Origin of the sequence: Rhodopila sp., assembly GCF_035548235.1 — a bacterium.
Classification (GTDB): domain Bacteria; phylum Pseudomonadota; class Alphaproteobacteria; order Acetobacterales; family Acetobacteraceae; genus Rhodopila.
This window is the reverse complement of sequence record NZ_DASZTJ010000115.1, coordinates 1-12,046: the sequence shown is the minus strand read 5'-3', so window position 1 is coordinate 12,046 and position 12,046 is coordinate 1. Positions and strand designations below refer to the sequence as shown.

At 70.1% G+C, this 12,046-nt stretch carries 10 protein-coding genes; 4 read left to right on the top strand and 6 right to left on the bottom strand.

All coding sequences use genetic code 11. The annotated features are described in order from the left end of the window. From VHB27_RS10030 to VHB27_RS10020, 3 genes are all read right to left on the bottom strand, one after another. A partial coding sequence (locus VHB27_RS10030; protein ID WP_325599845.1) for a hypothetical protein occupies positions 1-186 on the bottom strand: 186 nt, incomplete at its 3' end. A 569-nt stretch (positions 187-755) separates the two neighbouring features. Continuing rightward, positions 756-2,165, bottom strand: coding sequence for an aspartate aminotransferase family protein (locus tag VHB27_RS10025; RefSeq protein ID WP_325599843.1), 1,410 nt, complete (start codon positions 2,163-2,165; stop codon positions 756-758). Positions 2,166-2,326: 161 nt separating this feature from the next. Next, entirely contained in the window at positions 2,327-3,886 is a 1,560-nt protein-coding gene (locus VHB27_RS10020; protein WP_325599841.1) for an ABC transporter substrate-binding protein, read from the bottom strand. A 218-nt stretch (positions 3,887-4,104) separates the two neighbouring features. Here VHB27_RS10020 and VHB27_RS10015 point away from each other — a divergent pair, with 218 nt between their 5' ends. Genes VHB27_RS10015 through VHB27_RS10005 form a run of 3 tightly spaced genes read left to right on the top strand, consistent with a single transcriptional unit; the run spans position 4,105 to position 6,319 of the window. Beyond that, positions 4,105-5,139 carry a putative FMN-dependent luciferase-like monooxygenase gene (locus VHB27_RS10015; RefSeq protein ID WP_325599839.1) on the top strand — a complete coding sequence of 345 codons (1,035 nt, stop codon included), beginning with the start codon at positions 4,105-4,107 and terminating at the stop codon, positions 5,137-5,139. Continuing rightward, positions 5,136-5,720: a CMD domain protein gene (locus VHB27_RS10010; protein WP_325599837.1), complete on the top strand. Its 585-nt coding sequence runs from the start codon at positions 5,136-5,138 to the stop codon at positions 5,718-5,720. Before VHB27_RS10015 ends, VHB27_RS10010 begins: the two co-directional genes overlap by 4 nt. Then, entirely contained in the window at positions 5,717-6,319 is a 603-nt protein-coding gene (locus tag VHB27_RS10005; RefSeq protein WP_325599834.1) for an alkylhydroperoxidase domain protein, read from the top strand. Before VHB27_RS10010 ends, VHB27_RS10005 begins: the two co-directional genes overlap by 4 nt. Here VHB27_RS10005 and VHB27_RS10000 read toward each other — a convergent pair. After that, complete coding sequence (locus tag VHB27_RS10000) at positions 6,306-7,511, bottom strand: NAD(P)/FAD-dependent oxidoreductase (RefSeq protein WP_325599847.1); 1,206 nt, start codon at positions 7,509-7,511, stop codon at positions 6,306-6,308. The two genes, VHB27_RS10005 and VHB27_RS10000, sit on opposite strands and share 14 nt — an antisense overlap. Positions 7,512-7,655: 144 nt before the next feature. Further along, the gene (locus VHB27_RS09995; protein ID WP_325599832.1) at positions 7,656-8,957 is read right to left on the bottom strand and encodes an NtaA/DmoA family FMN-dependent monooxygenase; all 1,302 of its coding nucleotides are present in this window, start codon (positions 8,955-8,957) and stop codon (positions 7,656-7,658) included. Between the two features lie 166 nt (positions 8,958-9,123). On the opposite strand from VHB27_RS09995, the gene VHB27_RS09990 reads away from it, so the two are divergent. Next, positions 9,124-10,197 (top strand): LLM class flavin-dependent oxidoreductase, encoded by a 1,074-nt coding sequence (locus VHB27_RS09990; protein ID WP_325599830.1) that lies wholly within the window; start codon positions 9,124-9,126, stop codon positions 10,195-10,197. A 149-nt stretch (positions 10,198-10,346) separates the two neighbouring features. Here VHB27_RS09990 and VHB27_RS09985 read toward each other — a convergent pair whose 3' ends face one another. After that, entirely contained in the window at positions 10,347-11,894 is a 1,548-nt protein-coding gene (locus tag VHB27_RS09985) for a hypothetical protein (protein WP_325599828.1), read from the bottom strand. Positions 11,895-12,046: the final 152 nt, after the last annotated feature.

Below are 12,046 nucleotides of genomic sequence, written 5' to 3'. Positions count from 1 at the left end.
GACCCGGTACACCAGCCGCAATTCGGCGGTGGTCCGCGGCGCTTGCCCCAGGATCAAGGTCTCGGCGGCTTTCCAGGCTTCGTCGTGGTCACCGTTCGCGCCTTCCAGCAGCAGGGCGGCGATGTGGCGGAGGACGGTTCGGAGGAAGGCGATGGGGAAAATGGTCAAGACGTTGGGGGTGCGCATGGGCCGTTCCTGGAGTGTTCTTGGCACTATAGATATTTTCGGCGCGATGGCAAGAACTTTTATAGAACATTGAAGGCTGAGGGGAGTGCGGGTGCCGGGCCCGAGGCGCGTACGGGGATGCGGTGTTGGGGGGATGGCGGTCCGTTTGTGACCGGGTCGCTCGGGGTTGGCGCCGGACGCTCCGGCCCGGGTGTGTGCTGGCGGAGGGCCAGGTTTTTTACACAGATAAGCTCGGATGGACGCAGATGAACACAGGTTCCGGGGGGTGAGTGCGGTGTCTCCGGGTTCGTTATCTCGGACCAGGGGCGTGCCGGCAGGGCACACCGGCAGATGCCGCGGAATCTGCGTGCATCCGTGTGCATCGGCTTAACAAGCTGCGTTGAATGGCCTTGCCATCACCCGCCCCGACAGCCGGCCGAAAGCGCACGGCGCCAACGGGACACCATCCGCCCGCCGTTCCCTCCACCACCGCCAGCCGACCCCGCCGACCGTCGGCAGAGGGGGGAAATGCCTGCCCCCGGCCAGAGCGGGGAACTGCCTGCCCCGCCCCTGCCCCGGTTTCCGTCCTCTCAGCCAACCACCGCGATCTGTTCGCGCCGCAGCTGCACGGTCAGCTCGTCGAGCGCCTTGCGCATCCGCTTCAGCATCTCGTCGATCTCCTCCTTGGAGATGATCAGCGGCGGGCTGAAGCAGATCACGTCGTTCATCGACGCGCGGCCGATGACGCCGTTCTCCTCGCAGAGCTTGGTCATGCGGATGCCGACCTTGGCGGCGGGGTCGAAATTGCCGTGCGACGCCTTGTCCTTCACCAGTTCCACGCCGGCGATCAGGCCGGTGCCGCGCACCTCGCCCACCAGCGGGTGGTCGCCGAAGATGCGGCGCAGTTCGGACTGCAGGTACGGGCCGACCGTCTTCACGTGGTCGCCGATCTTCGTCTCGTCGTAGATCTTCAGCGTCTCGATCGCGACGGCCGCGGGCACCGGGTGGCCGGAATAGGTGAAGCCGTGGCCGAAGGTGCCGATCGTGTGGCTTTCGCTGGCCAGCCCCTGGAAGACCTTGTCGTTCACCATCACCGCGCTGATCGGCAGGAAGGACGACGACAGCGCCTTGGCGCAGACCAGGATGTCCGGCTGGATGTCCAGCGTCTGGCTGCCCCAGTAGTTGCCGGTGCGCCAGAAGCCGCAGATCACCTCGTCGGCGACCATCAGCACGTCGTATTTGCGCAGCACCGCCTGGATCTTGGGGAAGTAGCCCTTGGGCGGCAGGATCACGCCGCCGGCGCCCATGATCGGTTCGGCCCACATCGCCGCGACCGTGTCGGGCCCTTCGGCCAGGATCGTCTTCTCCAACTCGTCGGCGCAGCGCGTGGCGAAGTCTTCCTCGGACTCGCCGGGCAGCGCGCCGTGATAGAAGTGCGGCGTCATCGTGTGGATGAAGCCGGGCAGCGGCACGTCGAAGCTGCGGTGGTTGGCCGGCAGGCCGGTCAGCGACGCCGACCCGATGGTGATGCCGTGATAGCCCTTCAGCCGGCCGATGATCTTCTTCTTCTGGTGCCGGCCCAGCGCGTTGTTCAGGTACCAGACCATCTTGATCGCGGAATCGTTCGCCTCGGACCCCGAGTTGGCGAAGAACACCTTGCTCATGGGCACGGGCGCGCGCTGGATCAGCATCTCCGCCAAGTCGATCATCGGTTCGTGCGACTTGGCGGTGAAGGCGTGGTAGAACGGCAGCTTCCGCATCTGGTTGGTGGCGGCCTGCACCAGGCGTTCATTGTCGAACCCCAGCGCGGCGCACCACAGGCCGGCGACGGACTCGATGTATTCCTTGCCGGCTTCGTCCCACACCTTCACGCCCTTGCCGTGGGAGATCACCACGGGGCCGACCTGTTGGTGCGCCTGCAGGTCGGTATAGGGGTGCAGCACGTTCGCGATGTCGCGGGCGACGGCGGAATTGGCGCCGGACGGCGGAGGCGGGGCCATGGGATGCTCCTGATCGATAGCGTTCCGCCAAGGTAGACGCTTGGCGCGGCCGGGGAAACACCTTGCTTGCGCGGAGGTGGAATACCCGGCGCACGGGACAGGCCAGCGCGCCAGCGCAGGGGATGGGCCAGCGCCGGCGCGGGGCGGGCTCCCGGGGCGGGCTAGTGCGCCGGCGCCGCCCCCATCGCGGTCATCTGCTGGTCCACCCGCGGCGTATAGGTCACCGGTCCCCGGGTCGCGGCGATGGTCGGCTCGACATACATCGGAATGATGCCGAGGTCGTGCACCGCCGCCGCCAGCGCGTCGCGGATCGCCGCCTCCCGGCCGGGGTCGCTGCGCACCACCGCGGCCTCGATCTTCGCGTCCAGCGCGGGGTCGGAGAACCCGCCGCGGTTGCCGTCGCCGATGCCGCGCTTCTCGTCGACCGTCTGGGCGCAGACCTGAAGGATGTACTGGCCGTCGCGCAGCGACGACAGCGACAGCTCATACAGGATCAGCGGCCACTGGTTCTTGCCGTAGCGGGACTTGGGGAAGAAGACGCTGCCCGGCATCGTGTCCACCTTCATCGCGAAGCCGGCGCGCGAGAGCATCTGCGCGATCGCCTGGCAGACCCGCGCATCGTCGACGTAGCGGTCGTTCGTGCAGGCCAGCGTCATGCCGAACCCGCCGGGATAGCCTGCCTGCTTCAGCAGCGCCTTCGCCCCGGCCGTGTTCAGCGGCGGCACCTTCACGGCCGGGTCCCAGCCGCCGAAGCCCTCGGGCACAAGCTGCAGCGTCGCCGCCCCCTGCCCCGACAGCGCGCGGGAGACCAGCGCGGCGCGGTCGATCGCCGCGGAGATCGCCTGCCGCACCTTCAGGTCCCGCAGCGGGTTGGCCGTCAGCGCCTTCCCGTCCTTGTCGGTCAGCAGCGGCAGCGTGTCCGGCGCGACATTGGGCAGCAGGAAGGCCACCCGGTCGGCGGGACGGGCGTAGACATGGATGTCGGGCGTCTTGCGCAGCCGGTCGACGTCCTCCGGCGGGACGTTCTCGATCAGGTCGAGGTCGCCGGCCAGCAGCGCGGCCTCCCGAGCGCCGTCGTTGCCGATGACGCGGATGGTGACGCGCTTCCAGGGGGGTTTCGGGCCCCAGTAATACGGGTTCGGCTCCATCACCGCGACGTCGCCGTAGCGGAACGACACCAGCCGGAACGGACCGGTCCCGACCGTGGCCTTGGCGGCGGAAAAATCCTCGGGCGAGGCATGGACCTGGGCCTTCGACAGGATGAAGACGTTGGTGAACTGGCCCGGCAGCAGCGGGTTCGGCCGGTCGGTGCTGACCCGGATCGTATAGGGATCCACCGCCCAGACCTTGGTGATGGTCCTCAGGTTGGAGGTATAGGGGCCCGGGTTGCCGGGGATATTCGGGATGCGCTCGACGCTGGCCACGACGTCGTCGGCGGTGAACGGGCTGCCGTCGCTGAAGCGCACGCCGTGGCGCAAGGCGAACTCCCAGGTCAGGGGGTCGACCTGCTTCCACGCGATGGCCAGCGCCGGCGTCCAGTGCGCGTCGGCGTCCTTGCCGACGAAACTATCGTACAGGTTGCGCGCCATCGCCATGTTCGGGCCGAGGAACAGGACGTGCGGATCGACGACGAACGCCGATTGCACGCCCATGCGAAGCTCCTGCGCGGCGGCCCCGAACGGCAGCAGCAGCACAAGACAGGCGAGGCGGAGCCATTTCATGACGGCAGCGTAAAGCGGATCGGCGCGATGGGGAACCGGGGGACGACGACAACGGGTCTATACACGCGTCGGGCCGTTCGTCGGGCGAGCCGGGCCAGGCCGATGCGCGGGGGCCCGGCGCCAAACCGGGTCCGCGCCAAACCGGGTCCGCGCCAAACCGGCCTGGACGGGAAATCTCCCAGTTGCCGCCGGGGCGCCGCCCACCTTACCATCGTCCCATGTCCAGCACCCCCCGCTTCCAGCGCCTGGCCTTCTTCACCCGCCTTCTGGACGCCGCGCCGGCGGCCGAACGCTACCGTCTCGCCACCGAACAGATCGCCCATGCCGAGGCACAGGGCTACGACGCCGCCTGGGTCGCGCAGCACCATTTCCACGAGCACGAAGGCGGCCTCCCGTCCCCGTTCGTCTTCCTCGCCCACGTCGCCGCGCGGACCGGGCGGATCCGGCTGGGCACCGGCATCGTCACCCTGCCGCTGGAACTCCCCGTCCGCGTCGCCGAGGACGCCATCGTCCTCGACCTCCTCGCCGACGGGCGGCTGGAGCTTGGGGTCGGCAACGGCGGCAATCCGTCCGCCTTCGCGGGGTTCGAGCTGGACGGCGTGGACCGCAACGATCTTTTCGTCCGCAACCTGGCCCGCCTGCGCACCGCGCTGGGCGGCGGAAAAATCCCGGGCGGCGACACGCTGTATCCCCAGGCCCCCGATCTCGCCCGCCGCATCTGGCAGGCCACCTTCTCGGTCAGCGGCGGCGCCCGGGCCGGCGCGGCCGGCGACGGGCTGATGCTGTCGCGCACCCAGCCGCGGCCGGACGACGCCCCCCATGCCTCGCTGGCGGAGATCCAGGACCCGATCGTCGACGCCTACCTGGCGGCGCTGCCGAAGCACCAGGCCCCGCGCATCGTCGGGTCCCGCAGCGTGTTCGTGGCAGACTCGCGCGCCGACGCCCGCCGCTTCGCCGAGACCGGCCTACGCACCCAGGCGGAGCGGTTCCAGGCCAAGGGCTATACCCTGAAGGGCGGCACGCTGGACGACCTGATCGAGGCCTTCGACGTGCATCTGGGCACGCCGGAGGACGTCATCGCATCCCTGAGGGCCGACAAGACCCTGCACCGCTGCACCGACCTGGCGGTGCAGGTCCATTCGGTCGATCCGCCGCATCCCTGGATCCTGCGCTCGATCGAACTGGTGGCGCAGCACGTCGCGCCGGCCTTCGGCTGGCACCGGTCCCCATCCGCGGTCGCGGCGGCGGCATGAGCACCGCCGGAAAGACCGCCGGCGACGCCATCGACGCCCTCGCCGGCCTGGCCCCGGACTCGCCGCTGGCCGCCATCCGCGACCGCAAGCCGGTCACCCGCGACCAGGCCCAGGCCAGCTATCGCGCCCTGTTCCGGCCGGCGGACGAAACCGACGTCACGCGGCTGGAGCGCCATGCCGTCGCGGCCTTCGTCGCCGGCCTGCACGCCGATCCGGACGCCACCGCGTTCTACGCCGCCGCCCTGCCGGCCGACCTGGCGGCGACGATCGCGGCGGAGGCCGGGAAGGCCAGGACGACGGGGCCTTATGGCGCCTATCCGCCCGGTCCCCTCAGCCGGGAGGACGTGGCCGGTCCCGTCTACCGGCCGGCCGATCTCGATCCCCGCCTGGGGGCCGCGCTGGCGCATGTCCACATGCTGGTCTTCCATCCCCGCGACGCTCGGCCCGAACACCTGCAGGCGCTGCTCGACGCCGGATGGTCGAACACCGGGATCGTGACCCTGTCGCAACTGACCGCCTTCCTCGCCTTCCAGATCCGCGCCGCCGCCGGCCTGCGCGTCCTCGCCCGGACCCCAGCATGACCGAGACCGTGATCCGCCATCCCGACAACCATGAGCCGGTGACGTTCACCGTCGCCATGCTCGACTGGCTGCCCTGGATCGCCCCGCCCGCCGAAACCGGGCTGACGGACCGGCAGAAAAGCAGCCTGGTGGACCCGGCGCGGTCCAAGTCCGCCTATTTCCGCCTGCTGGCCCGCGATCCCGACATCCTGGAGGCACGGACCCGCACCGATAAGGACATCTTCTTCAACACGGCCACGGGCCTGCCGCGCGCGGAGCGCGAACTGGCCGCCGCCGCGACGTCCCGCCACAACGGCTGTATCTACTGCGCGTCGGTGCACGCGCGCCACGCGATCACGTTTTCCAAGCGCACCGACGACGTGAAGCGGCTGCTGGACGAAGGCGTCGCCGCCGACCTCGGCGAACGGTGGAACGCCATCGTCGCCGCCTCGGTCGCCCTGGCGGCGACGCCCATCGCCTTCGGTCCGGCGCACGTCGCCCGCCTGCGCGCCGCCGGCCTGGACGACGCGGAGATCGTCGACGTGATCAACGGCGCCGCCTTCTTCAACTGGGCCAACCGCCTGATGCTGTCCCTGGGCGAGCCCGCTACCGGCGCCTGAGCACCTCCCGGTCGTCGATCGTGTCGCGCCAGCGCCACCAGGCCAGGATGGCCGCGACCGGGACCGCCGCGAACCGGCGTCCGGGGATCGGCTTCAGCGGGCTGAGCGGGAACACCAGGTCCCGGTCCGGCACGCCGCATGCCCGAGCCGCCAGTTCCGCGCCGATCATGGTGGCGGCGGCGATGCCGCGGCCGCTGTAGCCGAGGCCGGCGAACAAGCCCGGCGCCAGGGCGTGAACGCGCGGGAAATGGTCGGGCGTCATGGCGAAGAACCCGCTCCAGGTCTCCTCCCATCGCACGGGGGCCAGCCAGGGGAACAGGACGCGGATGCGGGCATCGAGCTTGGCCATGTCGGGCGGCGCCTCGGGGCCCCTCACCGGGCCGTCGATGCTGGCGTGCAGTCGCCCGTCCGGCAGGATGCGGATGCCGGAGAACAGCCGGCGGGTATCGGTCAGCGCCTGCCCGCCGGGCAGGATGCCGCGGCGCTGGTTGTCGCTCAGCGGCGCGGTGACGGCGCCGTGTCCCCGGATCGGCACGATGCTCTCCGCCAGGCCCGGCCAGAGCCGGCCGGAATAGGCGTTGGTGGCGAGGATGACGGTATCGGCCTCCAGCACGTGCGGGCCGGCCTGGAGCCGCCATGACGTCCCTTCCCGCTTCAGGCAATCGACGCCCTCGCCGGTGACGATCCTGGCCCCGCGTGCCTGGGCGGCGGCGGCAAGGCCGCACGTATAGGCATACGGGTTCAGGTGGATGCCGCGATGATCGAGCAGCGCCATCCGGTAATGGTCGGACCCGATCGCCGCCTGGGTCGCGGTCGGGGACAGGACCTCGACCGGCGCGCCGCGCTGCTGCCAGAACGCCGCCCTGGCCTGGAGGGTCTGCTCGCCCGACGGGGCGTGCGCGCCGAAGAGCAGCCCGCCGCGGCGCAGGTCGCAGTCGATGCCGTAGCGGTCGATCACCCCCGCCACCAGCGCCGGGCCGTCGCCGATCGCGCGGATGATGCGTTCGCCGCGTTCGGGGCCGTAGCGGCCGAGGATCTGCGGCGCGTCGTGCTTCAGGTACGGGACCACCTGGCCGAAGGCGCGGCCGGACGCGCCCCAGCCGATCCCGCGCGCGTCCAGGACGACCGAGGCGACGCCTCGTTCGGCCAGGTGCAGCGCGGCGGACACGCCGGTGATGCCGCCGCCGACGATCGCGACCGATGCGCGGCCCGCCCCGTCCCAGGTGCCGGGCTGCGGCGGCGTTGCGCGCCGGCGATAGGCCTGCGGCGGATCGGCGGTGTCGGCGGACGGATGGTGAATGGCCGGGTTCCTGTTGCCTGTCGACGCTGGACCTGTTCAGAACGCCAGCAGATTGTCCTTGAAATGCTTGTGCGCATAGGCCTTGCGGACGACGCCGCGGCGCTGCAGTTCCGGCACCAGGCCGTCGCAGACCTCCATGACGTAGCGCCGGTCGAAGGTGGCGTTGAAGAACAGGAAGCCGTCGCCGCCGACCTCTTCCATGACCTCCTGCATCATGCCGGCGACGTGGCCGGGCGTGCCGGAGAAGTCGATCCCCAGCTTCACCGCCTGCCCCATCGCCACCTCCCGCGGGGTGCGGCCGATCCATTTCGCCAGCAACGATTGGTGCCCGTTGGTGGTCAATGGCGGCAGCGGCTCGTCCAGGTCGAACTTGGCGAAGTCGATATTGGTCAGGCGCGACATCGACGACAGCGCCAGGTCCAGGTGCCGCGCCGCGTCCTGCTGCATCAGCCGCCGCCGCTCCCGCGCCGCGTCCATCGTGGTGTCGACCAGCGGATAGGCCAGGAACAGCACCTTGACGCTGTCCGGATCGCGCCCCGCGGCCACGGCGTTGGCGCGCACCTGGGTCCGGTACTGCTTCATCGCCTCCACGCTGCTGGCGTCGGTGATGATCGTATCGGCCCAGGTCGCGGCGAATCTCTGCCCCCGCGGCGAGCCGCCGGCCTGGCAGATCACCGGCCGCCCCTGCGGCGAGCGCGGGGCGTTCAGCGGGCCGCGGCACTTGAAGTAGCGGCCTTCGTGATACACCGGGTGGACCTTGGCCCCGTCGGCGAACAGCGGCGTCTCGCGGTCCAGGACCACCGCGTCCGGCTCCCACGCGTCCCAGAGCCTGGTCACCAGGCCGGCGAACTCATCGGCCAGGTCGTAGCGCTCGTCGTGGGGCGGCTGGCCGTCGCGGCCATAGTTCTCGGCCGCGCCGTCGTTGCTGCCGGTCACGCAGTTCCAGCCGACGCGGCCCTCGGTCACATGGTCCAGCGAGTTGACCAGCCGCGCGAGCAGGAACGGCGGGTATTCGGTGACCGACAGCGTCGGGATGATGCCCAGGTGCTTCGTCGCCTGCGCCAGGTACGGCACCAGCACCGCCGGATCGAGCTTGGGCGTGCTGGCGGCGTATTTCAGGTACGTATCGTGCGTGCCCTTGAACGTATAAGGCACCATCGACGAATCCTCGATGATCACATAGTCGAAGCACGCCCGGTCCATCGCTCGGGCCAGGTCGACGAACAGGTCGGGCATCATCCAGCGATCGATGTCGCTGCCCGCCCAGTCGCCGCGCCAGCCCTTGGGGCCATAGCCCTGCGACAGGAACCAGGAGAGGTGGAACAGCCGCTTCGCCATCGTCCGGACTCCCTCGGATCGGAATGACGAAGCAAACACCAGGCCAGCAAGGGTCGTCCAGACCGGACGCGCGATCTGGACAATGATCCATACGGGATGGTTTTCCGCCTTGATCGCCATGCCAAGCGGCGGCAGTCTCGGTTTACGGAAAGAGGGAAACAGGACGATGCAGTTCGGCTGGCTGACCCTGGCGCTGTCGCCAAACCCCGATGAGGATGCCGTTCGGATCGAGCAACAGATCCAGCAGGTGCAGGCGGCCGAGGCCCTGGGGTTCGGCGATGTCTGGCTGACCGAACATTATTTCACCGGCGAAAGCGTCTATAACGACGCGCTGCTGTTCGCCTCCGCGCTGACCCAGCGCACCAGCCGGATCCGCATCGGCTTCGCGGTCGTGCAGATGCCGTTCCACCACCCGGTCCGGCTGGCCACGCAGCTTGCGCTGCTGGACAACCTCAGCCACGGACGGATCGATGTCGGGATCGGCAAGGGCACCGTCTACAACGAATACGAATTCATCGGTCACGGGCTGCGCAGCGACGACAGCCGCGACCGCATGGCCGAGGCGCTGGAGGTGCTGGAGCGCGCCTGGCGGGAGACGCCGCTGGTCTACGAAGGCAAATACTTCAACCTGCGCGTGCCGGAGCTTCGGCCGAAGCCGGTGCAGCCGTTCGGCCCCCCGATCTGGCGCAGCGTGATCTCACCGGGTTCGTTCACCGAGTGCGGACGCCTCGGCATTCCCATCCTGACCTCCCGCCTCCCGGTCGCTCGGATCAAGGAACGTTGGCAACTTTATGAGTCTGGTATCGCCGAAGGCGGCCACGACGCCGGCGTGCGGGACCGGCTGCTGTCACAGGCGGCGCTATGGCGGAACGTCTACGTCGCGGAAACCGATGCGCAGGCCGAGGACGAGCTGTCCGCGCTTTTGTTGCGTACCCGATCGCATATGATGCACGTGCGGCATGAGTACAATCCGCCGGATTTTCATGTCGATCCCGTGATGTTGAACGCCTGGACGAACCCCGACGTAAGCGAGGCCGAGGCGCTGGCCTATGTGCTGTCGACCGGGTCGCTTTACGGCTCCGCCGCCACCGTGCGCGACCAGGTGGCCGAGTTGCGCGACGTCGGGGTGCGGCATCTGCTGTGCCAGACGGGCTTCGGCGACATGAGCCACGAGCAGAACCTGCTGTCGATGCGCCGCTTCGGCGAGCAGGTCATGCCGGCGTTCCGATCGGACCGCTGACGCAAACCGCAAGCGCCCGCACGCTTTGTGCCGAACGGCCCGGCGCTTCAGGCCGGGCGGCGGCGATCGCGTGCCCTGACCGCGTCCCTCGATCGCACCCTCCGATCGTACCCCCCGATCGCCCCCTCGGGGTCAACGCGGTCCGGCCACTACTTCCCCGTTTCCACCGATACCACCGGCACGATGTCCGCCGATATCCGGATCCCGCGCTTGCGCGCCGCATCCAGCGCCGCCCGCAGTTCCTGGACATAGACGCTGACGTTCTCGTTGTCGTCCCTGCTATGTTGCATCTGCAACGGTTCGGAGGAGGCGATGACGACCACCATGTCGGTCCCCGCGGGCGGTCCGACCTGGAACGCCGGGCCGGGCAGGAAATCGAACAGCCGCACATGCTCGTTTGCCGTCAGGCGGCGTGCATCGAGGACGGGCTGCGCCTTGCGCGGCATGTAGTGCGACACCTTCCCCGTGCTGTCGATGTAGTCCACCTGCAGCACGCTGGGCATGTCGGGGCCGGTGATGTCGAAGTCGATCGGGTCGTTGTCGACCAGTCGCAGCGCATGCGTCGTCGGCGAGGCCAGCAGCGACGCGGTGACGCCGCCTCGCTCGCCCAGCATGGGCAGCACCGGCCGCAGCGTGTCGATCACCTGGCAATAGAACGGCCGAGCCGGCAGGGGCTGGACGTTGAAGCTGCGGCTCTGGGCCGGCGTGTCGTCGTAGCTGGCGCGCAGGGCGCCGAGGCTGTCGGGCGGCGCGACGCCGCGCAGCGCCAGGCGGGCGGGCGTGTCCTCGCCGTACACCGCGGCGCAGGGAATGCCGGCCACGACGTCACGCAGGCTGGGCTTCGCCGGCGGCGTCGCCGCGGTCGTTGCCGGGGCGGTCGTTGCCGGGGCGTTCCCAGTGGGGACATTCCCAGTGGGGGCTGTCGCTGGGGGCGCCGTCGTCGGCGCGGTGGTGGACGGCGTCCCCTCGGTCGAAGCAACCGGCGGCGCAACGGACGGCGGAGCGGCGGGCGCCTGATTGCCGGAGGGCAACGGCGCCGTCGGCGTTTGCGCCGTCTTCGTTTCAGACGGAACCGCCGGCGGCGCGGCGACTTCGGGCCTGGTCCCCGGCCCGGTGGTCGCCCCAGGGGCCGCCACAGGGGCCGTCACGGGGGGCGTCACGGTGGCTGCCACCGGGGCCGGCGCCTGGTTCCTGCCGCCCAACAGGAAGAACGCCCCGCCGCCGGCGATCGCCAGGACCGCAACGACGATGCCGATGATCGGCCCCATCCCCAGCCCGGACTTCCCCGGCGGGGCCACGGGCGCCGGCGGCCTCGCCGGCGGCGTCAGGGACGCTCCGGCGGCCGGGCCGGCCCCCGGCGGCGGCGTGCCGGGCCGGTCCGCCAGCGGATCCAGCGCCGCCGGCCGGATGCGCGCCGAGGGTTGGATGATCGTCCCGTCATCGTCGGGAATGGCCACCGGCGGCGCCGGCATCGCCGCGGCCGGGTCGTTCACCGCGATGCGCAGCGCCTCGGCGAAGGCGGATGCGGACGCGAAACGATCCGCCGGGTCCGTCGCCATCGCCTTCAGCACCACGGCATCGAGTGCCGGCGACAGGCCGGGCGCGTACGCCGTCGGCGGCTGGAAATCGCCCTTCAGCACGGCCAGCATGATCGCCGACTGGTTGCTGCCCTCGAACGGACGGCGGCCGACGAGCATGTGGAACAGCAGGACGCCGGCGGCATAGATGTCGCGCCGCGGTCTCCGGCGTCACCCCGCTGGATCAGTCCTCGCTGATCGACCTGACCGCGCGCGTGAGCGGGGGGCAGATCAGCTGGACCGCGCCGGACGGGTCGAGCAGCTGGGTGCTG